This window comes from Pantoea sp. GL120224-02, from assembly GCF_900215395.1.
Taxonomy (GTDB): Bacteria; Pseudomonadota; Gammaproteobacteria; order Enterobacterales; family Enterobacteriaceae; genus Pantoea; species Pantoea communis.
Genome location: NZ_OBEC01000007.1, coordinates 51,214 through 73,185, shown reverse-complemented (window position 1 = coordinate 73,185; position 21,972 = coordinate 51,214). Strand labels below are relative to the sequence as shown.

Genomic DNA, 21,972 nt, shown 5'->3' with positions numbered 1-21,972 from the left:
GAGGTAAAACGTAACATGAGGCACTTGTTTGTCGAGGGGATAGCCCATGTTCACCGGAAGTATTGTTGCGCTCATTACGCCAATGAATGAAAAAGGTAATGTCTGCCGCGAGAGTTTGAAAAAACTGATTGATTATCATGTTGCCAGCGGCACCGCGGCGATTGTTTCTGTTGGCACCACCGGCGAATCCGCTACCCTCAGCCATGAAGAACATGGCGATGTGGTGATGCAGACCCTGGAGCTGGCGGATGGCCGTATCCCGGTGATTGCCGGTACCGGCGCCAATGCCACTGCTGAAGGTATCTCTCTCACGAAGCGCTTTACCGGCACCGGTGTGGTGGGTTGTCTGACCGTGACGCCTTACTACAACCGTCCAACTCAGGAAGGTCTGTTCCAGCACTTCAAAGCGATTGCCGAAAGCACCGATCTGCCACAGATGCTGTATAACGTACCATCACGTACGGGCTGCGACATGCTGCCAGAAACCGTGGCTCGCCTGGCCGGAATTAAAAATATTATCGGAATCAAAGAGGCCACCGGGAACTTATCGCGTATTTCTCAGATCCAAGAGCTGGTTAATGATGAGTTCATTATTGTCAGCGGCGATGACGCGACAGCTTTGGACTCCATGCAACTGGGCGGCAAAGGCGTAATCTCGGTTACAGCCAACATTGCAGCGCGTGAAATGGTTGAACTCTGTGCGCTGGCGCAACAGGGTAATTTTGCCGAAGCGCGTCGCCTGAATCAGCGTCTGATGCACCTGCACCAGACGCTTTTCTGTGAACCCAATCCAATCCCGGTTAAATGGGCAGCGAAACAGCTAGGATTAATCGCGGATGACACGCTGCGCTTGCCGATGACGCCACTGACCGAAGCCGGTCAGGCGAAAACGGCTCAGGCGCTGATTAAAGCGGGTCTGCGATAAATTAGGGAGAATCAATGAGTTATTCAGTTAAGCGCTCGACGCTGGCAACCGTGGTGGGCTTGTCCACCCTGATGCTGCTAACAGCTTGTTCCAGCGATCAGCGTTATAAGCGCCAGGTCAGCGGTGATGAATCTTACCTGCAGGCGCCTGAACTGCATGATTTAAAAGCCCCGGCGGGGATGATTCTGCCTCTGCAGAATGGCGATTACGATGTGCCGCACACTGTTGCGAAGGGTGCAGTAGGTAAAGAACTGGATATTCGTCCTCCGGCTCAACCTCTGGCGCTGCTGAACGGCACGCGTGCACAGTTCACTGGTAATACCGGTGTGCTGGCGGTTGAGAGCAGCCGTGGCTCGATCTGGTCACAGGTGGTGAATGTGATCCAGTCCTACAAGTTCCCGATTGCACAGCGTGATGATGCTGGGCAGCAGCTGACCACCGATTGGGTGCAGTGGAACCGTGCGGATGAAGACAATCAGTATCGTGGTCGTTATCAGATCAGCGTTCAGAACCAGAGCTATCAGCAGGTGCTGACGGTTCGTCTGCTGGAACTGCAGCAGAAAGGTGAAACGGTGACGGCTCCGGCACAGATCCAACGCTACACCGGCCAGATGCTGAACGACATCAGCACCGGTCTGGATAAGATTGATACCGCCAGCGCCGATGCCGCTGCAGGCCGCGCGACCGGACAGATTGATGTCCAGAGCGGCGCAGATGATACCGGTCTGCCACTGCTGGTGCTGCGTTCACCGTTTAACGTCACCTGGCAGCGTCTGCCAGCGGCGCTGAAGCGTGTGGGCATGGAAGTGACTGATGACAACCGCTCGCAGGGTAGTCTGAAAGTGACCTACAAGCAGCCGGGCAGCAGCGCGTTTGACGCGATTGGTGCGAAAGATCCTGAGCTGCCAAACGGCGATTACAAATTGCAGGTTGGCGATCTGGATAACCGCAGCAGTCTGCAGTTCATTGATCCTAAGGGCCATGTGCTCACTCAGGCGCAGAATGACGCGCTGGTGGCGGTGTTCCAGGGTGCACTGAACAAATAAATTGCCAAAGGGCCGGAGATTCTCCGGCCTTTTTGTTTTGGATTTGGCATAATAGCGCCCGGCGAAGTAAACGATTGCGTCAGGCAGTCATCGCGCGGTGAAACACCGCTGAACACGGGTTCTTTCATGTTTGGAGTTAATGAGATGCAAAAGCGAGCTGAGTTGTATCGCGGTAAAGCGAAAACCGTATACAGCACCGATAATCCGGATCTGCTGGTACTTGAATTCCGCAACGATACGTCAGCAGGAGACGGTGCACGAATCGAGCAATTTGATCGCAAAGGAATGGTGAACAACAAGTTCAACCATTTCATTATGACCAAATTGCAGGAAGCGGGCATTCCGACCCAGATGGAAGCGCTGCTGTCGGATAACGAAGCGCTGGTCAAAAAGCTGGAGATGGTGCCGGTGGAGTGCGTAGTGCGCAACCGTGCGGCAGGATCGCTGGTAAAACGTCTGGGCGTGGAAGAGGGCATGTTGCTCAATCCACCGCTGTTTGATCTCTTCCTGAAAGATGACGCCAAACACGACCCGATGGTCAACGAATCCTACTGCGAGACCTTTGGCTGGGTCAGCAAGGCCAATCTGGCGCGTATGCAGGAACTGACTTTCAAAGCCAACGACGTACTGAGCAAACTGTTTGATGACGCCGGTCTGATCCTGGTCGACTTCAAGCTGGAGTTTGGTCTATTCAATGGTGAAGTGACGTTGGGCGATGAATTTTCGCCAGACGGCGCGCGTCTGTGGGACAAAGAAACCATGGACAAAATGGACAAAGACCGTTTCCGTCAGAGCCTCGGCGGTCTGATCGAAGCCTATGAAGAAGTGGCGCACCGTCTGGGTGTGAAACTGGATTAAGTCTTCAGCGATGCCTTTTCGGTGCGCATTCCAGCGCACGGTAATCAGGGGGTCGTCATAAGTGAAAGGTCGTCATCGTTGGCGGCCTTTTCTGTTTCTACCCTGCCTGCACGTTGTTTAATACGCCTCCTTTCTCTCAATCTCGCGACGCTAACGCCGCAACGCTGGTGATTAGCGATGCCGCCAACTAAAATCATGCAAAACCTTTTAACAGGAGCGAGCCATGCGCTGGCAAGGTCGTCGTGAAAGCGACAATGTAGAAGATCGTCGCAATGATTCACCCGGATTGGGCGGCGGCGGTCGGCAAATCCGCATTCCACGCGGCAAGGGCGGCATCATTCTGCTGATTGTGGTGGCCGTGGCGGGTTATTACGGTTACGACCTCACCGCGCTGCTGGAAGGCGGCACGCCGGTGACACAACAGCAACAGCGCCCGGTGAACTCTGCGCAGGATAATGAGGATGCCAAATTCACTAAGGTGATTCTCGCCACCACCGAAGAGACCTGGGGCACGTTGTTCCAGAAAATGGGCAAACAGTATGTGCCACCTAAGCTGGTGATGTACCGCAACTACACCTCAACCAGCTGCGGCACTGGCCAGTCGGCGATGGGGCCGTTTTACTGTCCGGCGGATCAAACCGTCTATATCGATCTGTCGTTTTACGATGATATGAAAACCAAGCTGGGTGCAGGCGGTGACTTTGCGCAGGGCTATGTGATTGCCCATGAAGTCGGCCATCACATCCAGAAACTGCTGGGCATCGAGCCGAAAGTACGTCAGATGCAGCAGGGTGCCACTCAGACACAGGCCAATCAGCTGTCGGTGAAAATGGAGTTGCAGGCAGACTGCTTTGCCGGCGTGTGGGGCCATTATGTGCAGCAGCAAAATATGCTGGAAGTGGGCGACCTCAAGAAAGCGCTGGATACCGCAGAAGCGATTGGTGATGACCGATTGCAGCAGAAAAGCCAGGGCCGCGTGGTGCCGGATAGCTTCACACACGGCACTTCACAACAGCGCTATACCTGGTTCAAACGCGGTTTTGACAGCGGAAACCCGGGCGACTGCAACACCTTCGCCGCCAACTGATGTCGTTAGTTGATATCACCGCCGCGATGCAGCGAGCGGGCATTCGTCGCTTGTGTGTGATCGCCGGTGAAGCTGACTGGGCGTTGCAGCAGGCAATGGAGTGGCGTGCAGCGCTGACCGGCGACTGGCTCACGTTCAGCGACAGCGATGATTTCCCCCAGCGCGTGGCGCCTGCAGCTCTGCGCACGCTGCTGGGTCGTGAATTCCAGCATGCGATTTTCGATGCGCGCAGCGGTTTCCATGCGGAGGCCTTTGCGGCGTTAGCGGGCACGTTGCGTGCGGGAAGCTGGTTGTTGTTACTGACGCCGCCGTGGCAAGACTGGGCCACGCAACCGGACTGCGACAGCCTGCGCTGGGCCGATGTCGGCGAACCGATCGCCACGCCTCATTTTATTCACCATCTGCAGCAGCTGATTGAACAGGATCCGCAGGTCATATTGCTGCATCAGCATCAGCATCAGCATCAGCATCAGCATCAGCATCAGTACCAGCATGAGCATGAGCTCGCACCCGAATTGCTGCAGCAACACCAGCCTGCGCGCGAATCCGGATTACTGCATCAGCATCAACCTGAGCGCGCATCTGAATTACTGCATCAGCATCAATGTGAGCGCGTACCCGAATTACAGCACCCACACCAGCCTGCGCGTACACCTGCCTTACTGGACTTACCCGATTGGCACTGTCAGGCTCCACAGCAGCAGGCGCGGATCCTGCAGCAGCTGCTTAAGATGCCCTCCGGCGTGGCGGTGATCACGGCTGCACGTGGACGTGGCAAATCGGCGCTGGCCGGGATGCTGGCCAAGCATAATCAGCACTGCCTGGTGACGGCACCGGCCAAAGTTTCCACTGAGGTGCTGGCAGCGTTTGCCGGTGAACATTTTCATTTTATGGCGCCAGATGCCATTCTCGCGATGGATGCTGAGCCGTCAGTGCAGTGGCTGATTGTTGATGAAGCGGCCGCCATTCCAGCACCGTTGTTGCAGCAGTTTGTGCAGCGTTTCCCTCGCGTGCTGATGATCACCACCGTGCAGGGTTACGAGGGCACCGGGCGCGGTTTTATGCTGCGTTTCTGCGCTACCTTGCCACAGGTGCAACATTTCCAGCTCGATGAACCCTTGCGCTGGTCAGTGCACGATCCGCTGGAGCAGTGGCTAAGCCAGGCGCTGCTGTTTGAGGATGCGATAGAAAGCGGACCTAACGGCGAGCTAACGATTTTCCCCGCCACGCCAGAGCAAGGAGCACTGGAAGCGGGCTACCGTCTGCTGGCGAGCGCCCACTATCGCACTTCTCCCATTGACCTGCGGCGCATGCTGGATGCCCCCGGCATGCGCTTCTGGCTGGCAGGCACGCCAGAAAACATTGTCGGCGCACTGTGGCTGGTGGAAGAGGGGGAGTTAGACAAGCCGCTGGCTGATGCCGTCTGGGCGGGGTTGCGCCGTCCGCGCGGCAATCTGGTCGCACAGTCACTGGCAGCCCATGCGGGATTTGCCGAAGCCGCCACCTTGCGCTCGCAGCGTATCAGTCGCATTGCCGTGTTAGCCGCACAACGACAGCGCGGTATTGGCAGCGCGTTGGTGGCCATGGCACAGCAGCAGGCGGAAGGATGCGATTTCCTTTCGGTGAGTTTTGGCTATACCGAATCGCTCTGGCAGTTCTGGCAGCGTTGTGGCTTTACTCTGGTACGCATCGGCTCACAGCGTGAAGCCAGCAGTGGCTGCTATGCGGCGATGGCGATACGTCCCTTAACGCCTGCCGGAGAACAACTGCAGCAGCAAGCGGCACAGCGATTTGCGCGTGACGCGGTGTGGTTGCGTGACATTATTGATGTTCCCTTCAAGACGACCGATCACTCTCAGACACTGAGCGAGGATGACTGGCCGCTGCTGGCAGGATTTGCTTGGGCGCAACGGCCTTATGAGGCGAGCTATGCCGCGTTGCAGCGCCTGGTGCGAGCCTCCTCGCAACCGCTGCTTGAAGCCATACTTGTGCAAAAACAAGCGTTGAGTGCTGTAGCGCAGCAAGCGGGACTCAGTGGTCGCAAAGCTCTGGTGCAACGCTTACGCCAGGAGACGGCTGAAGCATTGATTCAGTGTGATGCCAGCCGGGCGGAACAGTGGCAGCAGCAGTTGGCATCGTTGCAATAAATCCATTATCTCGTTCAAATTTTCCCAATATCACTCTCGCCTCAGCGGCGTATAGTGATTTGAGGAGGATCTTATGGCACTACGATATGTAATTGTTCAGCAACCGACACACGCTGCGCAGCTGTTTTTGCTGTATCACGGCGTGAATGACAATCCTGATTCGATGGCGCAAGTCGGCAACTGGTTCGCCAAAGCGTTTCCGGAGGCATTCGTTGTCTCAGTGGGTTCGCCCTATCCGGCTAGTGAGCCGCAGGGTCGCCAATGGTTTGCGGATATTCCCGCGCATGACCGCTCGGAACAGCAGGGCGTGAATGCCGTGATGCCGATGTTTGTGGAATCGGTGCGTCACTGGCAGCAGGCTTCGGGTGTCCGGCCGGAAGCTACCGCGCTGGTTGGCTTTTCGCAGGGTGGCACCATGGTACTGGAAGGCGTCAAAGCCCATGCCGATCTGGCAGGACGCGCGATTGTGTTTAGCGGTCGTTACAGCACGCTGCCGGAGCGCGTCAGCTCTCGTAATACCATTCATCTGATCCACGGTGATTATGATGATCAGATCCCGCTGGAGCATGCCGAAGCCGCAATGCAACGGTTAACCGCACTGGGTGGGGATGTGACGCTGGATGTGGTGGACGATTTGCCGCATGCCATTGATGATCGCAGCATGCAACTGGCGTTGAATCATCTGCGTTATACCATTCCGCGTCGCTACTTCGACGAGGCGCTCAGCGGGGCTAAACCGGGCGATGATGATGTCATCATGATGATGTGATGGTTGAACAGCGAGGGTTGCTCTTAACGTAACGGCGAGATTAATCGCGCAATTCTATAGCGACTTCGCTATCAGATGCGCGGCGCATCACGCCGCTACGTTACAGGGAGGAGATCAACCGCAATTATTTTTTCTTCGGCCAGTCGTCGTCATCATCCCATTTATCGTTAAAGTCGCGATGCGGTGGTAAATCCGGTTTATTATCCATAAACTTTTTATGATCGATACGTTTTAAGTCTTTATAAACGTTCATTAAAATACCAACCATCAGCAGGATCACTAAGATCCACCAGTACTCTTTCAAGAATTCCATCCCATTGCTCCTTTAGCGTGCTTACTTAAGCGATCAGCTGTTCCATGATGCGCTGGTACATACGACTCAGCATCTGCAAATCTGACGCTTTCACGCACTCATTGATTTTATGAATGGTGGCATTCACCGGGCCCAGTTCCACAACCTGCGCACCCATCCGCGCGATAAAGCGTCCGTCAGAGGTGCCGCCTGTGGTCAGTAACTGTGGCTTAATCTCATTATAGTGCGCGACAGCATTTACCACGGCATCAACCAGTTTGCCGCGTGAGGTCAGGAACGGCTGGCCGGAAACATTCCACTCCAGCGTGTAACGCAGCTGATGGCGATCCAGCAGGGCGGCCACGCGCTCTTTGATCATCTGATCGGTGAGTTCGGTGCTAAAGCGGAAGTTGAACTGCACGAAAAATTCACCGGGGATCACGTTATTACTGCCGGTGCCGGCCTGCACGTTGGCAATCTGCATGCTGGTGGGCGGGAAGAATTCGTTGCCCTGATCCCATTCGGTGGCCACCAGCTCATTCAGGGCTGGCATCGCGCGATGCACCGGGTTATCGGCCAGATGCGGATAGGCCACGTGGCCCTGCACACCGTGGAGGGTGAGATTGGCGGTCATCGAACCGCGACGACCGTTTTTCACCACGTCGCCAACGATTTCGGTACTGGAAGGCTCGCCCACCAGGCAGTAATCCATGCGCTCGTTGCGCGCCATCAAACGCTCAACCACTTTCACCGTGCCGTTAACCGCGCTGGCTTCTTCATCGGACGTGATCAGAAACGCCAGACGCCCTTTGTGCTGAGGAGTAGCCGCGACAAAACGTTCTGCAGCCACCACCATCGCCGCCAGCGATCCTTTCATGTCCGCGGCACCACGACCAAACAGCATGCCATCACGAATCGAAGGCTCAAACGGCGGGCTGATCCAGCGATTGGCATCACCCGGCGGCACCACATCGGTGTGACCGGCAAACGCCAGGGTTTCGCCCTGACCACGTGTGGCCCAGAAGTTCAGGGTATCGCCGATGTGCATCTGTTCGACCGTAAAGCCAATCGCTTCCAGACGTGCCACTAACAGCGCCTGACAACCGGCATCATCCGGACTCAGTGACGGACGACGAATTAGCTGCTGAGCCAGCTCAATGACCGGACAGAACATGTTATGACTTCTCCTGGATAAACGCGTGATAAAGGGAATCTTTAAAACCGACAAGCAAGTCGCCATTTGGCGCAGACAATACCGGACGTTTGATAATGGCAGGCTGGGCGAGCATCACGGCTTTCGCGCTGGCCGCATCGGTGACGGCTGCACGCTCCGCTTCTGGCAGATTACGCCAGGTGGTACCGCGCGTATTGAGCAGCACTTCATAGCCAAGCTGATCGATAAACGATTGCAGTAGCGCGTCATCGATGCCATCCACGCGATAATCGTGAAAACGATAGTCGGTGCCGGATTCTGCTAAATAGTTGCGTGCTTTTTTTATGGTGTCGCAATTTTTAATTCCGTACATCACCCACTGCGCTGTCATCGCCTGTTCCCATCCTGTGAAAAATAAAGCGCGAGTTTACCATAGCGCTCTGCTGGCTGTGACCTCTGCGGCGTTAGGCGCTGCGTTTTATTTGTTTTTTAATGATAATTTCAGCGTTATCAATTCTATTAATTAGGTCCAGTAAACGTTTTCATTAACGTCCTGAATAGTTCCAGGTGGCATCATCAGCCCCCTAAGAATTATCCTAATCGGAAAAATGTGCTACCCGAGAACACAGGTGATTTTTCCCTGTGGTGTTAACGGCTTGCTGAAATGTGCGTCAGTACGCATTTTCGACAAATTGAAGGTTTTTTGCGCTTTTGCCGATAGTGTTGAGTGGTGGAAACGTATTCACCTGTAGAAAAAATCGGCGTAGAATCACCACTACAATAAGAGAGGGTATGATGGTCGACACCGAATTGGGGAACTGGAAAGAATTTATTGAAGCGATGTTACGTAGTAAGTAGTCGCGAAGAGAAAAGCAGGGCACTCCCAACTTGCTGTAATTCAATCCAAATAACAACGGGGCTGCGAATATCGCGGCCCCGTTTTATTTTAGGCTTTAATCGTGTGACTTCTCTTTTAACGGGAAGCGACGGCGCACCAGCACAAAGAACAGCGGTACAAAGAAAATCGCTAATACCGTGGCGGAGATCATGCCGCCCATGACGCCGGTACCCACCGCGTGCTGGCTACCGGAACCGGCGCCGCTGCTGATCGCCATCGGCAGCACGCCGAAGATAAAGGCCAACGACGTCATCAGAATCGGGCGCAGACGCTGACGTGAAGCCTCCAGCGTCGCTTCCATCAGCTCGCGTCCTTTGCTGTTTATCTCATTGGCGAATTCCACGATCAGGATGGCGTTCTTCGCCGACAAGCCAATCACGGTGAGCAAGCCAACCTGGAAGTACACGTCGTTCTCGAGTCCGCGCATCCAGGTTGCCACCAGCGCACCCACCACGCCAAGTGGCACCACCAGCATCACGGAGAATGGAATCGACCAACTCTCATACAGTGCGGCCAGACACAGGAACACCACCAGCAGCGAAATCGCATACAGCGCAGGCGCCTGTGAACCGGAGAGACGTTCCTGATAAGAGGCTCCGGTCCACTGGAAGCCAACGCCTAACGGCAGTTGCCCCACCAGTTTCTCCATCACATCCATCGCGGTGCCGCTACTGACGCCATTGGCGGCCTCGCCGACGATCTCCAGTGAAGAGTAGCCGTTGTAACGTTCCAGACGCGGCGAACCGGTTTCCCAACGGCTGGTGGCGAATGCGGAGAAGGGCACCATAGTGCCGCTACTGTTGCGAACGTACCATTTGTTGATATCGCCTGGCAGCATGCGGAATTCCGCTGCGGCCTGCACATACACCTTCTTCACGCGGCCGCGATCGAGGAAGTCATTCACATAGGTTGAGCCCCATGCGGTGGTCAGCGTGTCATTGATGGTGTCGAGCGAAACGCCCAGCGCCTGCGCTTTGCGCTGATCGACATCAATTTGCAGCTGCGGGCTGTCATCCAGACCGTTGTGACGCACGCGAGAGAGGGCCGGATTGCTGTCAGCCAACTCCAGCAGCTTGTCACGCATTGCCATCAACTGGGTATGACCAATGCCGCCGTGATCCTGCAATTCCATATCAAAACCGGAGGAGCTGCCCATGCCGGTAATCGCCGGTGGGCTGCTGGCGATCACGCGGCCCTCTTTGATTTTATGGAAGGCTTTGGTGGCGCGATCGATGATGGCGAATGAGGTACGATCGCTGCCTGGACGCTCTTCCCAGTTTTTCAGGCGTACAAACAGGCGCGCCACGTTTTGGCCGTTACCACCCGGACCGGCACCGATGGTTGAGAACACCGACAGCACGTTGTCTTTCTCGGCGGTCATGTAATAGTTTTCAACTTTCGCCACCACGTTGGAGGTCTGCTGCAAGGTCGCGCCCGGCGGCAGCTGCACCTGCGTCAGGAATACCCCCCGGTCTTCCAGCGGCAGGAACGAGGTCGGCAGCTTGATAAACAGAAACGCCATTACGCCGATGATGCCGAGATAGAGCACCAGCCAGCGCCCGCCCTTCATCAAGATACGCGCGACTCCGCGTTCGTAGCGTTCCGCGCTGGCATTAAAGTTGCGGTTAAACCAGCCAAAGAAGCCGCGACGTCCATGATAATGGCCTTGTTCAAGGGGTTTGAGCAGCGTCGAGCACAGGGCTGGCGTCAGAATCATCGCCACCAACACCGACAACACCATCGCCGACACGATGGTGATCGAGAACTGGCGATAGATAGCGCCCACGGTGCCGCCGAAGAAGGCCATCGGTACGAATACCGCCGACAGCACCAGCGCAATACCCACCAGCGCCCCCTGGATCTGTCCCATCGATTTTCGCGTGGCGGCGCGCGGTGAAAGCCCTTCCTCACTCATGATGCGTTCAACGTTCTCCACCACCACGATGGCGTCATCCACCAGCAGGCCGATGGCGAGCACCATGGCGAACATGGTGAGCGTGTTGATACTGAATCCGCAGGCATACAGCACCGCGAAGGTGCCGAGCAGCACCACCGGTACGGCAATGGTCGGAATCAGCGTGGCGCGGAAGTTCTGCAGGAACAGATACATCACCAGGAACACCAGCAGAATCGCTTCCAGCAGCGTTTTCACCACGTCGGTGATCGAGGCTTTCACAAACGGCGTAGTTTCGTAGGCGATTTTGGCTTCCAGCCCGTGCGGGAAGTAGTGCGACAACTCTTCCACACGTGCACGCACCAGCTTATCGGTGTTCATTTCGTTGGCGCCGGACGCCAGCTTAATACCGAGACCGGACGCCGCCTGACCGTTGTAGCGGCTGAGGAAGTCGTATTTTTCCGCCCCCATCGCCACGTCAGCCACATCGCCCAGCGTCACCACCGAGCCGTCACTGTTGGTTTTCAGCGTGATGGCTTTGAACTGCTCTGGGGTTTGCAACATCGACTGCGCATTGACGGTGGCATTGAGCGCTTGTTTATCCACCGATGGCAAGCCGCCAACCTGGCCGACCGCCACCTGGGTGTTCTGCGATTCAATCGCCGTCACCACGTCATCGGTGGTCAGCGCATAGGCAATCAGCTTGTTAGGATCGAGCCAGATACGCATCGCGTATTGCGAACCATAGGCGTCAACCTGACCCACACCATCGATGCGGCTCAGCGGATCCTGAATGTTACTGGCGACATAATCTGAAATATCCTGTTTGTCCATACTTCCGTCGGTAGAGACAAACGCAATCATCAGGATATTGCTGTCACCGGTTTTATTCACCGTGACGCCCTGAGATTGAACGGCGGCGGGTAATTTACGCAGTGCGGATTGCAGCTGGTTTTGTACCTGCTGGCGGGCTTCATCAGGATTGGTGCCAGCGGTAAAGGTGAGGGTGATTTGCGCCTGACCGGTATTACTACTGTTAGAAGACATATACATCAGGTTATCGATGCCGGTCATGTTCTGTTCGATAACCTGGGTGACGGTATTCTCGAGCGTTTCCGCAGAAGCACCGGGATAGTTGGCAGTAATACGCACGTTAGGCGGTGCGAGATCGGGATACTGCTCAATGGGCAGGGAAATGATCGCTAGTGTGCCGCACAGACAAAGCAAAATAGCCAAAACCCAGGCAAAAATGGGGCGGTCGATAAAAAAATTCGACATGGAACCGACACTCCTCAGCTGCGTATTTTTTACTTTTATTATGTAAAACGTGAAGCGCAGTCGGCTTCACGTCGGCGGAGTGCAAGGTGCTATCCCAAAAACTCCTGATGCTGCCTACTGTACGCGGCGCAAATTAGAGAATCGTGGATAAATTATGGAGAAAGTGTAAATGTCGTGCTGGTTTTCTGTGCGCTGCTACACATTGCGGCTCTCGAGCCAGAGCACCGTGGCGGCGACGCGTGAACGAACGTCCAGTTTACGCAGCAGATTGCGGATGTGCACTTTTACCGTTTCTTCGGAAATATGCAAGGTGGCGGCAATCTCTTTATTAGATAACCCGCGCGCCACTTCCTGCAATACATCCAGTTCACGCTCGGTGAGTTGTTTGAAAGGATTGGCGCTCGGCTGGCGCGTTGCCAGATATTCTGCCACCACTTCACTAAACACATTCTCACCCATTGCACCGCGCATGACCTGCGCCAGCAATAATTCCGGCTCACTGTCTTTCAGCAAATAGCCATCAGCGCCGGCATCGACCATGGCGTAAATATCATTGCGTGCGTCGGAAACGGTCAGCACCAATATGCGCGAAGCGATCCCTTCATGGCGCAGGGCTTTAAGGGTATCCAGACCCGACATGCCTTTCATGTTCAGATCGAGCAATATCACATCGGGCGAGAGGCGACGTGCTTCAGCCAGCGCTTCTGTACCGTTGTTGGCTTCGGCCACCACTTCCAGACGTGGTTCCAGTGCCAGCAGTTGGCGGATGCCACGACGCATCAGCGGATGATCGTCAACGATCATAATAGTCAGGGAAGAGGGGGCCATAAATTCTCCAGTCAAAGTCCATTCAACATAAGTGTATCGCGTTAAGCCAGCCGGTGTGCCGGTCGCGGTGGGAAACGCAGCGTAACGCGCGTGCCACGCGTCTGCGGAGTAATCAGTAAGCTGCCAGAAAGCCGGGCAGCGCGCTCCGCCATTATCGTCAGACCGTAATGGCCTGGAGGTTCTTCCAGGCTACGGATGCCGCAACCGTCATCTTCAATCGTCAGCAAATGGAATGCGTCTTCATCGCGCTGATAAAAAATATGGATTTGCTGCGCCTGTGCGTGACGAATGGCGTTCAGCAGGGCTTCACGTGCGATCTGCAGCACATGTACCTGCTGTTGCGCATCCAGCGTTTGCAGGCCCGATTGATAATCGAAGGTGATCGCGGCCTGCGATTGTTCCTGCAGCGGGGCGATCATGGCCTGCATCGCCTGCACTAAATCCGCCTGTTCAATGGTCAGTCGGAAGGTGGTGAGCAATTCGCGTAGCTGCTGATAGGCCTCGGCCAATGCGCGATCAAATTCGGCAATAATGGATTGCGCCTGAGGCTGGGTATTATCGACATTGCGGCGCAGCAGCGTGAGCTGAATGCGCAGGAAAGAGAGCGACTGCGCTAGCGAATCATGCAGCTCACGCGCGATAGTCGATCGCTCTTCTATTAATAGCATCTGCTGGTACTGTTTTTGCGTCTGCCAAATCCATAGCGAGCGCGCCAGCATGTGGGCCAGGCTTTGCATCAGTTCATCGGCAGGAGGCGCTCGCCGCGTTTGCCAGCACAGTTCGCCGAGTCGTTGGTCCTCTTGCTGCAACGGCAAACTTTGCCATTCGAGATCGTCTTCCGCCACGCCCGCCTGAAAATTAATGCCGTCGCTGGTGATGCTCAATACGGTCAACGCTTCACGACGTTGCACCAGCCGCAGCAATCCCTGGAACAACTCTGGGTTCAGTGGGCTGCTGGTGAGGATCTGTGAGCTTTCATAGAGTAATTTCAGCGTGCGATTGGCTTGGGTGAGATCTTCCGTTTTATTGCGTACCGCCAGCTCAAGCAGGCGATAGTGCGAGTGCAGCCGTTCGGCCATGGTGGTAAAGGCTTGAGCTAACACGCCGAGTTCTGTGGGTTGGGAAATCGATAACGGCGGAAAGCTGAAATTCGCCTGCTCAACGTATTGGCTGGCCGTGACCAGTGAATCCAGCGGGCGCACCACGTTGCGACGAATAAAGCGGATGGTCCACAGCGCCAGTGCCACAATCGCCAAAAAGCCGAACAGGCTGCTGGCCGCCACCAGATGCATTTTCAGTTCGGCGTAATGTTGCAGTGCCAGCACAAAACGGTCGATTTCACTGACGTACCCGGCAACGCGTTGCTGATAGATCTGCGCGCGCTCGGGCTGTAGCGTTTGTTGCAATTGCGGCCAGCTATCGCGCAGATAGCGATAGCGGCTGGCGACTTCCTTCGGCACCCACGGGCGCTCCAGATGCTGCAGAGCCGGTGAGCTGAGGGTTTGCTGATAGATTTGGATGTGCTGCGCCAGCTGCTGCGGATCGCGCGTGCTATCCCAGGCGAGGCGGTATATTTGCATGCGCAGCGAACCGGCGACATTCACCGCTTCGGCATCACGTAAACTGCTAGAGAGCGTTAACAGCGCCAGGCCGGTGGTGAGCAGCGACAACAACACAATCGCGCTCAGGGCACGGGCCATGGTGCGGGTAACAGGACGTTTCACTATCACAATAAAACCCTTATAAGAGCGTGGGATTATAAGGCAGCGTCAGGCAGACAGCGAGCCGGAATCGTCACATCAGGTTACTTTTAGCAGAGAAATCCACTTCTCTTTACCTTTCCCTGGATTGCATGTCGTTAGCTGGCGAATTATTGAACGGCTTTACGGCCAGCTGTGCCTGCTTTTCATTACTTCGCTGATAATTTGTAGCGTAATCACTTTTATGAACGGACGACAACAGGAGCAAATGATGAAGACACCCATTGCCATTCTGACTGCTGCACTGCTTGCCACCGCAAGTTTCACGGCCTTCGCCGCGCAACCCTTAAGTGCTGAGCAGGCGGAAAACCTGCAAAGCAGCGGTACCGTTTCCATCAGCGGCGTTCGCGGTTCCATCGATGATGCAACCCGCCAGCTGTCGCAGAAAGCGGAAGATATGGGCGCCAGCCATTACCGCGTAATTGGCGTGCAAAACCCAGGCGATTCCAGCCTGTGGAGCGGCACCGCAGAGATTTACCGTTAATCCCCTCCCGTAGTTTTCCCTGTAGCCACCCCTTTACCGGCCATTCACTGGCCGGTTTTTTTGTGCACCGCGACCGATTCTTACAAATCAACTCGTGCAACCAAACGGTATTTTTTGCTTCGTTCATGCAGAACGGGTAGGATTCATCGCCGTAAATTCCCGGCTCACCGCGCGACATCGTTCCGCCGTATCGGTAGCGGGTTTTACCCCATTTCGCACCGCCGCACGCAAACGATTGGTCAGGCGATGATTGATGGTCAGGACAAACAGGAAAGCTATGAATTCAACTAAAAAAACCGCAGCCGAACAACGCGCTGCGAAAAGACGCTGGCTCAATTCCCACGACAGCGGTTACCACAAAGCAATGGGTAACCGTCAGGTACAAATGATCGCCATTGGCGGTGCCATCGGTACCGGCCTGTTCCTTGGTGCAGGCGCGCGCTTGCAGATGGCTGGTCCTGCTCTGGCACTGGTTTATCTGGTGTGCGGTATCTTCTCCTTCTTTATCCTTCGTGCGTTGGGCGAACTGGTATTACACCGCCCATCAAGCGGCAGCTTTGTTTCTTATGCACGCGAATTCCTCGGGGAAAAAGCGTCATACGTGGCAGGCTGGATGTACTTCGTTAACTGGGCGATGACCGGTATCGTGGATATCACCGCAGTTGCGTTGTATATGCACTACTGGGGCGCGTTTGGTGATGTGCCGCAGTGGGTGTTTGCTCTCGGCGCTCTGGCGATTGTCGGTACCATGAACATGATCGGCGTGAAGTGGTTCGCCGAAATGGAGTTCTGGTTCGCATTGGTGAAAGTGCTGGCGATCGTGGTGTTCCTGATCGTCGGTGTGGTGTTCCTCGGCAGCGGTAAACCGCTAGACGGCAATACCACCGGCTTCCATCTGATCACGGACAACGGCGGTTTCTTCCCGCACGGCTTGCTGCCGGCGCTGGTGTTGGTGCAAGGCGTGGTGTTTGCCTTCGCCTCGATTGAGTTGGTGGGCACCGCGGCCGGGGAGTGTAAAGACCCGAAAACCATGCTGCCTAAAGCCATCAACAGCGTGATCTGGCGTATTGGTCTCTTCTACGTCGGTTCGGTGGTGCTGCTGGTACTGCTGCTGCCATGGAACGCCTATCAGGCAGGGCAGAGTCCGTTTGTCACCTTCTTCTCCAAACTGGGCGTGCCTTACATTGGTAGCGTGATGAACATCGTGGTGCTGAGCGCAGCGTTGTCGAGCCTCAACTCGGGCTTGTACTCCACCGGTCGTATTCTGCGCTCCATGTCGATGGGCGGTTCTGCGCCTCAGTTCATGTCGAAGATGAGCAAACAGCAGGTGCCGTTCGCCGGTATCCTCGTTACCATCGCGGTGTACGTGGTCGGTGTGGTGCTCAACTACTATGTGCCATCGCAGGTGTTTGAGATCGTACTGAACGTAGCTTCACTGGGCATCATCTCTTCCTGGGGCTTTATCGTGGTGTGCCAGATGCGTCTGCGCAAAGCGATTAAAGAAGGTAAAGCGGAAGACGTCAGTTTCAAGCTGCCGTGGGCACCGTTCACTTCATGGTTGACGCTGCTGTTCCTGGTGAGCGTGCTGGTGTTGATGGCGTTTGATTATCCAAACGGTACCTACACTATTGCATCCATCCCGCTGATTGCCGTGGTACTGGTGCTGGGCTGGTTCGGTGTGCGCAAACGCGTGCATGCGGAAGCCATGAAAGAGCACGACCATCATCATGACGAACAGGATGATGGGGCAGCTAAGCTGGCGGAAGATAGCTCGCGTTAATCGCAGCCATTCTCATCAACGGGGGCCTTTTGGCCCCCGTTTTCATTTCAATTGTCCTTCCCTTGATCCCACATCGGGATATACACCTTTCGGGTGATATAGCCCTGCAAAAGCTCAGGGTATTTTACGCCTCATCTCAAGCTGGCTAAACGAGGTGAGCGCATGACGCACTCCATTCTCCCTGAAAGCAGTTGGCACGTATGCGGTCTGGTCATCCAGGCGCGATCTCACGCCATCCCGGCGGTAAAGCAGGCATTGCTGTTGCTTTCTGATTGCGAAATCGCCGCCGAAGACAGCGCACGCGGCACGCTGGCCGTGACCCTGGGTGCTGCTGACAGTCGCGCCTTGCTGAATAACATCGAAGCCACCCGCAATATCCCGCATGTATTGGCCGTTTCTCTGGTGTATCACCAGCAAGACGAAACGGAATATCGTCACAAGGAAGCATCATGAAAGTCAGTCGTCGAGAATTTATGAAGGCCAATGCGGCCGCAGCGGCGGCAGTGGCCGCAGGACTTACGATTCCCAGCGTCACTAAAGCCGTGACCGCACTGGGCGCCCCGATCCGCTGGGAAAAGGCGCCGTGTCGTTTTTGTGGCACCGGTTGTGGCGTGCTGGTGGGCACGCAAGAGGGACGCGTGGTGGCCTCACAGGGCGATCCGCAGGCGGAAGTAAACCGTGGGTTGAACTGCATCAAAGGTTATTTCCTGCCCAAGATCATGTACGGAAAAGACCGCCTGACGCAGCCGTTGCTGCGCATGACCGATGGCCACTACGACAAAGAAGGCGAGTTTACCCCGGTGAGTTGGGATCAGGCCTTCGACATCATGGAACAGAAGTTCAAAGCGGCGCTAAAAGCCAACGGGCCTGAATCCATCGGCATGTTCGGTTCCGGTCAATGGACGGTATGGGAAGGGTATGCCGCCTCTAAATTGATGAAAGCCGGTTTCCGCACCAATAATCTCGATCCTAATGCGCGTCACTGCATGGCCTCGGCGGTGGTGGGCTTTATGCGTACCTTCGGCATGGATGAACCGATGGGCTGCTACGATGACATCGAAGTGGCCGATGCCTTTGTGCTGTGGGGCTCGAACATGGCCGAGATGCATCCGATTCTCTGGTCACGCCTGACGGCCCGTCGCCTGAGCGATGACAATGTTAAAGTCGCGGTGCTCTCTACCTACCGTCATCGCAGTTTTGAACTGGCTGATAACGGCATGGTGTTTACGCCGCAAAGCGATTTGGCGATTCTTAACTTCATCGCCAACTACATCATTCAGAACAACAAAGTCGATAAAACCTTCCTGCAGAATCACGTGACGCTACGTAAAGGCGTCACGGATATCGGCTATGGATTGCGCCCAAGCGATCCGCGTCAGGCCTCAGCGAAAAACCCGGATAGCGGCGAATCCACGCCGATCAGCTTCGACGAGTACGCCAAATTCGTTGCCGAATACACGGTAGAGAAAGCCAGTGAGATGAGCGGTGTAGAACAGGATCAGCTGATTGCGCTGGCCGAACTCTATGCCGACCCAAACATCAACGTGGTCTCCTACTGGACCATGGGCTTTAATCAACATACGCGCGGCGTGTGGGCCAATAACCTGTGCTACAACATCCATCTGCTGACCGGAAAAATCTCGCGCCCCGGCACCGGTCCCTTCTCGCTCACCGGGCAACCCTCCGCGTGCGGAACCGCACGTGAAGTCGGCACCTTCTCGCATCGCCTGCCCGCAGACATGGTGGTGAATAACGATAAGCACCGTGCGACGGCTGAGAAACTGTGGAAGCTGCCGCAGGGCACCATTCCCGCCAAAATCGGCCTGCATGCGGTCGCTCAGGATCGCGCGCTGAAAGACGGCAAACTGAATGCGTACTGGGTGATGTGTAACAACAACATGCAGGCGGGCCCGAACCTGACGCAGGAGCGCATGCCAGGCTGGCGTGATGCACGCAACTTTATCGTGGTGTCCGATCCTTATCCCACCGTCAGTGCTTTGTGTGCGGACTTAATCCTGCCGACGGCGATGTGGGTGGAGAAAGAGGGTGCTTACGGCAACGCCGAGCGTCGTACTCAGTTCTGGCACCAACAGGTGAAAGCACCGGGTGAGGCCAAATCGGATCTGTGGCAGATGGTGAATTTCGCTAAGCGTTTCCGCGTAGCAGAGGTCTGGCCGGAAGCGTTGATTGCCCAACAGCCAGAGCTGCGAGATAAAACCTTGTATGACGTGCTGTACGCCAACGGCCAGGTTAATCAATTCCCGTTGAGCGAAGTGGCCGACGATCGACTGAACGACGAGGCGCGCGATTTTGGCTTCTACATCCAAAAAGGCCTGTTTGAAGAGTATGCCAGCTTTGGTCGCGGACACGGTCACGATCTGGCGCCATTCGATGCCTATCATGAAGCGCGCGGATTGCGCTGGCCGGTGGTGAATGGCAAAGAGACGCGCTGGCGCTACCGCGAAGGCTTTGACAGCTACGTCAAAGCGGGCGAGGGCGTGCGTTTCTATGGCAAACCAGATGGCAAAGCCACCATTTTTGCCCTGCCGTATGAGCCGCCCGCTGAAGCACCGGACACCGAGTACGATATGTGGTTCTGTACCGGCCGCGTGCTGGAACACTGGCACACCGGCACCATGACGCGTCGTGTGCCGGAGCTGCATCGTGCCGTGCCGCAGGCGCTGCTGTATATCCATCCGCTGGACGCCAAAGATCGCGGTTTCCGCCGTGGTGAGAAGGTCCGCGTGGTATCACGCCGTGGCGAAACCGTCGCCACGGTCGAAACGCGCGGACGTAATCAACCGCCAAAAGGGCTGGTGTTTATGCCGTTCTTTGATGCTGGCGTGCTGGCCAACAACGTCACGCTGGATGCCACCGATCCGCTATCGAAGCAGACCGATTACAAAAAATGCGCCGTTAAGCTGGTCAAAATCTAAGGCAGGATGCAATGAAACCGTTATTCACTCTTATCACTGCTGCCGCCCTGATGCTGGGCGGCGTGGTTTACGCGGGCCATGGCGTGGATCTCACATCATCCCCGGAAGTCACGGCCACGCAGCAGGGCACCATCCATCAGCCGAAAGAGCAGAGCCGCAAACCGCTGAACTACGTGAATCAGCCGCCGGTGATCCCGCACAGCGTTGATGGCTACCAGGTGACGAAAAACGTCAACCGCTGCCTGCAGTGCCACGGCACGCAAAGTTACCTGACCACCGGCGCACCGCGCGTGAGTCCAACACACTTCACCGATCGCGATGGTCTGGTGAGCAGCACGGTATCGCCGCGTCGCTACTTCTGTTTGCAGTGCCACGTCCCGCAGACCGATGCCAAACCGGTGGTGGAGAACACCTTTAAACCGGCTAACGGCTTTGGGCAGTGAGGTTATCAATGAAACAGAGATTATTACGCATCTGGCGCTGGTGGCGACGCCCCAGCCGCTTAGCACTCGGCACGCTGCTGATTTTGGGTTTTGCCGGTGGGATTATTTTCTGGGGCGGTTTTAATACCGCAATGGAGATGACCAACCGCGAGCAGTTCTGCATTGGCTGCCATGAGATGCGCAACAATGTGTATCAGGAGTACATGCAGACGGTGCACTACAACAACCGCAGCGGCGTGCGTGCCACTTGCCCGGATTGCCATGTGCCGCACGAATGGGGCCCGAAAATGCTGCGCAAATTGCAAGCCAGCAAAGAGGTGTACGCCAAGATCTTCGGCCTGATCGACACACCGCAGAAGTTTGAAGAGACGCGTATCGAGCTGGCACAGAATGAGTGGCGCAGGATGAAAAACAATAACTCGCAGGAGTGCCGAAACTGCCACAACTTTGAGTATATGGATTTCACTGCGCAGAAGACCGTGGCGGCGAAGATGCACAGCAAAGCGGTTGAGGATGGGCAAACCTGTATTGATTGCCACAAAGGGATTGCGCATCACCTGCCGGATATGAGCGCGCAAAAGAACGGTTTTTGATTTTCGCATTGTCATCAATTCGCGCGATAAATCGCGCCGCTACTTCTCTCTGCACCTTGTCGTAGCGGCGCAACGTATTGCGCGACCGTTCTCGCCCTTCATTGCGCATTGACCGCACGAATTCAGATAGTTTTCCCCGCCGCTAACGCCTATTATCTCAGGCTCCCTCATTAAGCGGTGGAGCGGCCATGTCGTTAAAGATCAACATCATTAAAGATAAGTTACTGTCAGATAATTACTTTATCCTGCGTAACTTCACCTACGAACTGACCCGTAGCAACGGCGAAGTCATCCGCCACAAACGCGAAGTCTATGATCGCGGCAACGGCGCCACCATCCTGCTTTATAACCGCGATAAAAATACCGTGCTGCTGATTCGTCAGTTCCGCATTGCGACTTACGTTAACGGTAATGCCAGCGGTGAATTGATTGAGACCTGCGCGGGGCTGCTGGATAACGACACGCCGGAAGATTGCATCCGCAAAGAAGCCATCGAAGAGACCGGTTATGAGGTCGGCAAGGTCGAGAAGCTGTTTGAAGCCTATATGTCACCGGGTGGCGTAACAGAAATCGTCCATTTCTTCGCGGCAGAGTATAGCGATGCAATGCGCGCCAATGCCGGTGGTGGCGTAGAAGATGAAGAGATTACCGTGCTGGAGTTGCCTTTCCCGCAAGCGCTGGCGATGGTGAAAGATGGCCGCATCCTCGACGGTAAAGCGATTATGCTGCTGCAATATGCGCAGATTGCAGGTTGGTTAAAAGCCTGACCGGTGCATCATTAAGGGCGACTTTCATGGCCGC

At 55.6% G+C, this 21,972-nt stretch carries 20 protein-coding genes; 14 read left to right on the top strand and 6 right to left on the bottom strand.

The window, feature by feature from the left end; all coding sequences use genetic code 11:
• The first annotated feature begins 46 nt into the window (after nucleotides 1-46).
• From dapA to ypfH, 6 genes are all read left to right on the top strand, one after another.
• Nucleotides 47-925: a 4-hydroxy-tetrahydrodipicolinate synthase gene (gene dapA / locus CRO33_RS14530; RefSeq protein WP_097118582.1), complete on the top strand. Its 879-nt coding sequence runs from the start codon at nucleotides 47-49 to the stop codon at nucleotides 923-925.
• Between the two features lie 14 nt (nucleotides 926-939).
• On the top strand, nucleotides 940-1,971 hold the full coding sequence (gene bamC, locus CRO33_RS14525) for an outer membrane protein assembly factor BamC (RefSeq protein ID WP_034825767.1): 1,032 nt from the start codon (nucleotides 940-942) through the stop codon (nucleotides 1,969-1,971).
• Between the two features lie 144 nt (nucleotides 1,972-2,115).
• Nucleotides 2,116-2,829 carry a phosphoribosylaminoimidazolesuccinocarboxamide synthase gene (purC, locus tag CRO33_RS14520; RefSeq protein WP_034825771.1) on the top strand — a complete coding sequence of 238 codons (714 nt, stop codon included), beginning with the start codon at nucleotides 2,116-2,118 and terminating at the stop codon, nucleotides 2,827-2,829.
• Between the two features lie 223 nt (nucleotides 2,830-3,052).
• Nucleotides 3,053-3,916: a KPN_02809 family neutral zinc metallopeptidase gene (gene ypfJ, locus CRO33_RS14515; protein ID WP_058959102.1), complete on the top strand. Its 864-nt coding sequence runs from the start codon at nucleotides 3,053-3,055 to the stop codon at nucleotides 3,914-3,916.
• Nucleotides 3,916-6,063 carry a tRNA(Met) cytidine acetyltransferase TmcA gene (locus tag CRO33_RS14505; protein WP_255253275.1) on the top strand — a complete coding sequence of 716 codons (2,148 nt, stop codon included), beginning with the start codon at nucleotides 3,916-3,918 and terminating at the stop codon, nucleotides 6,061-6,063. The genes ypfJ and CRO33_RS14505 overlap by 1 nt, the downstream gene beginning before the upstream one ends.
• 73 nt (nucleotides 6,064-6,136) lie before the next feature.
• Entirely contained in the window at nucleotides 6,137-6,832 is a 696-nt protein-coding gene (gene ypfH, locus CRO33_RS14500) for an esterase (protein WP_097118581.1), read from the top strand.
• A gap of 124 nt (nucleotides 6,833-6,956) precedes the next feature.
• Here ypfH and CRO33_RS14495 read toward each other — a convergent pair whose 3' ends face one another.
• From CRO33_RS14495 to CRO33_RS14485, 3 genes are read right to left on the bottom strand one after another with little or no spacing between them, the layout of a single operon-like run.
• The gene (locus CRO33_RS14495; RefSeq protein WP_097118580.1) at nucleotides 6,957-7,145 is read right to left on the bottom strand and encodes a YpfN family protein; all 189 of its coding nucleotides are present in this window, start codon (nucleotides 7,143-7,145) and stop codon (nucleotides 6,957-6,959) included.
• A 25-nt stretch (nucleotides 7,146-7,170) separates the two neighbouring features.
• Nucleotides 7,171-8,298, bottom strand: coding sequence for a succinyl-diaminopimelate desuccinylase (gene dapE / locus CRO33_RS14490; protein WP_097118579.1), 1,128 nt, complete (start codon nucleotides 8,296-8,298; stop codon nucleotides 7,171-7,173).
• Between the two features lies 1 nt (nucleotide 8,299).
• Nucleotides 8,300-8,668, bottom strand: a complete 369-nt coding sequence (locus CRO33_RS14485; protein WP_034825783.1) for an ArsC family reductase — start codon at nucleotides 8,666-8,668, stop codon at nucleotides 8,300-8,302.
• 401 nt (nucleotides 8,669-9,069) lie between these two features.
• Between CRO33_RS14485 and ypfM the strand changes: the two genes are divergently transcribed.
• The gene (ypfM, locus tag CRO33_RS24970) at nucleotides 9,070-9,135 is read left to right on the top strand and encodes a protein YpfM (protein ID WP_366557345.1); all 66 of its coding nucleotides are present in this window, start codon (nucleotides 9,070-9,072) and stop codon (nucleotides 9,133-9,135) included.
• A 95-nt stretch (nucleotides 9,136-9,230) separates the two neighbouring features.
• On the opposite strand, the gene acrD is transcribed toward ypfM, so the two are convergent.
• From acrD to narQ, 3 genes are all read right to left on the bottom strand, one after another.
• On the bottom strand, nucleotides 9,231-12,347 hold the full coding sequence (gene acrD, locus CRO33_RS14480; RefSeq protein WP_097118578.1) for a multidrug efflux RND transporter permease AcrD: 3,117 nt from the start codon (nucleotides 12,345-12,347) through the stop codon (nucleotides 9,231-9,233).
• Between the two features lie 195 nt (nucleotides 12,348-12,542).
• Nucleotides 12,543-13,175 carry a response regulator gene (locus tag CRO33_RS14475; protein WP_058959096.1) on the bottom strand — a complete coding sequence of 211 codons (633 nt, stop codon included), beginning with the start codon at nucleotides 13,173-13,175 and terminating at the stop codon, nucleotides 12,543-12,545.
• Between the two features lie 41 nt (nucleotides 13,176-13,216).
• Nucleotides 13,217-14,905: a nitrate/nitrite two-component system sensor histidine kinase NarQ gene (gene narQ, locus CRO33_RS14470; RefSeq protein WP_097118577.1), complete on the bottom strand. Its 1,689-nt coding sequence runs from the start codon at nucleotides 14,903-14,905 to the stop codon at nucleotides 13,217-13,219.
• A gap of 241 nt (nucleotides 14,906-15,146) precedes the next feature.
• Here narQ and CRO33_RS14465 point away from each other — a divergent pair, with 241 nt between their 5' ends.
• The 7 genes from CRO33_RS14465 (at nucleotide 15,147) to nudK (ending at nucleotide 21,938) form a co-directional block, all read left to right on the top strand.
• A complete protein-coding gene (locus CRO33_RS14465) occupies nucleotides 15,147-15,419 on the top strand; it encodes a YdgH/BhsA/McbA-like domain containing protein (RefSeq protein WP_058959094.1) in 273 nt (90 codons plus the stop codon).
• 277 nt (nucleotides 15,420-15,696) lie between these two features.
• On the top strand, nucleotides 15,697-17,199 hold the full coding sequence (gene ansP / locus CRO33_RS14460) for an L-asparagine permease (RefSeq protein WP_097118576.1): 1,503 nt from the start codon (nucleotides 15,697-15,699) through the stop codon (nucleotides 17,197-17,199).
• 162 nt (nucleotides 17,200-17,361) lie between these two features.
• Nucleotides 17,362-17,652, top strand: coding sequence for a chaperone NapD (locus tag CRO33_RS14455; RefSeq protein ID WP_045814879.1), 291 nt, complete (start codon nucleotides 17,362-17,364; stop codon nucleotides 17,650-17,652).
• Nucleotides 17,649-20,135 (top strand): nitrate reductase catalytic subunit NapA, encoded by a 2,487-nt coding sequence (gene napA / locus CRO33_RS14450; RefSeq protein WP_097118575.1) that lies wholly within the window; start codon nucleotides 17,649-17,651, stop codon nucleotides 20,133-20,135. The genes CRO33_RS14455 and napA overlap by 4 nt, the downstream gene beginning before the upstream one ends.
• An 11-nt stretch (nucleotides 20,136-20,146) precedes the next feature.
• A complete protein-coding gene (gene napB / locus CRO33_RS14445; RefSeq protein WP_097118574.1) occupies nucleotides 20,147-20,578 on the top strand; it encodes a nitrate reductase cytochrome c-type subunit in 432 nt (143 codons plus the stop codon).
• 8 nt (nucleotides 20,579-20,586) lie between these two features.
• On the top strand, nucleotides 20,587-21,171 hold the full coding sequence (napC, locus tag CRO33_RS14440; protein WP_097118573.1) for a cytochrome c-type protein NapC: 585 nt from the start codon (nucleotides 20,587-20,589) through the stop codon (nucleotides 21,169-21,171).
• 188 nt (nucleotides 21,172-21,359) lie between these two features.
• Nucleotides 21,360-21,938, top strand: a complete 579-nt coding sequence (nudK, locus tag CRO33_RS14435) for a GDP-mannose pyrophosphatase NudK (protein ID WP_097118572.1) — start codon at nucleotides 21,360-21,362, stop codon at nucleotides 21,936-21,938.
• Nucleotides 21,939-21,972 lie beyond the last annotated feature (34 nt).

Coding starts and splice junctions, on each gene's coding strand:
- dapA (WP_097118582.1), top strand. CDS start 47: ATGTTCACCGGAAGTATTGTTGCGCTCATTACGCCAATGAATGAAAAA.
- bamC (WP_034825767.1), top strand. CDS start 940: ATGAGTTATTCAGTTAAGCGCTCGACGCTGGCAACCGTGGTGGGCTTG.
- purC (WP_034825771.1), top strand. CDS start 2,116: ATGCAAAAGCGAGCTGAGTTGTATCGCGGTAAAGCGAAAACCGTATAC.
- ypfJ (WP_058959102.1), top strand. CDS start 3,053: ATGCGCTGGCAAGGTCGTCGTGAAAGCGACAATGTAGAAGATCGTCGC.
- CRO33_RS14505 (WP_255253275.1), top strand. CDS start 3,916: ATGTCGTTAGTTGATATCACCGCCGCGATGCAGCGAGCGGGCATTCGT.
- ypfH (WP_097118581.1), top strand. CDS start 6,137: ATGGCACTACGATATGTAATTGTTCAGCAACCGACACACGCTGCGCAG.
- CRO33_RS14495 (WP_097118580.1), bottom strand. CDS start 7,145: ATGGAATTCTTGAAAGAGTACTGGTGGATCTTAGTGATCCTGCTGATG.
- dapE (WP_097118579.1), bottom strand. CDS start 8,298: ATGTTCTGTCCGGTCATTGAGCTGGCTCAGCAGCTAATTCGTCGTCCG.
- CRO33_RS14485 (WP_034825783.1), bottom strand. CDS start 8,668: ATGACAGCGCAGTGGGTGATGTACGGAATTAAAAATTGCGACACCATA.
- acrD (WP_097118578.1), bottom strand. CDS start 12,347: ATGTCGAATTTTTTTATCGACCGCCCCATTTTTGCCTGGGTTTTGGCT.
- CRO33_RS14475 (WP_058959096.1), bottom strand. CDS start 13,175: ATGGCCCCCTCTTCCCTGACTATTATGATCGTTGACGATCATCCGCTG.
- CRO33_RS14465 (WP_058959094.1), top strand. CDS start 15,147: ATGAAGACACCCATTGCCATTCTGACTGCTGCACTGCTTGCCACCGCA.
- ansP (WP_097118576.1), top strand. CDS start 15,697: ATGAATTCAACTAAAAAAACCGCAGCCGAACAACGCGCTGCGAAAAGA.
- CRO33_RS14455 (WP_045814879.1), top strand. CDS start 17,362: ATGACGCACTCCATTCTCCCTGAAAGCAGTTGGCACGTATGCGGTCTG.
- napA (WP_097118575.1), top strand. CDS start 17,649: ATGAAAGTCAGTCGTCGAGAATTTATGAAGGCCAATGCGGCCGCAGCG.
- napB (WP_097118574.1), top strand. CDS start 20,147: ATGAAACCGTTATTCACTCTTATCACTGCTGCCGCCCTGATGCTGGGC.
- napC (WP_097118573.1), top strand. CDS start 20,587: ATGAAACAGAGATTATTACGCATCTGGCGCTGGTGGCGACGCCCCAGC.
- nudK (WP_097118572.1), top strand. CDS start 21,360: ATGTCGTTAAAGATCAACATCATTAAAGATAAGTTACTGTCAGATAAT.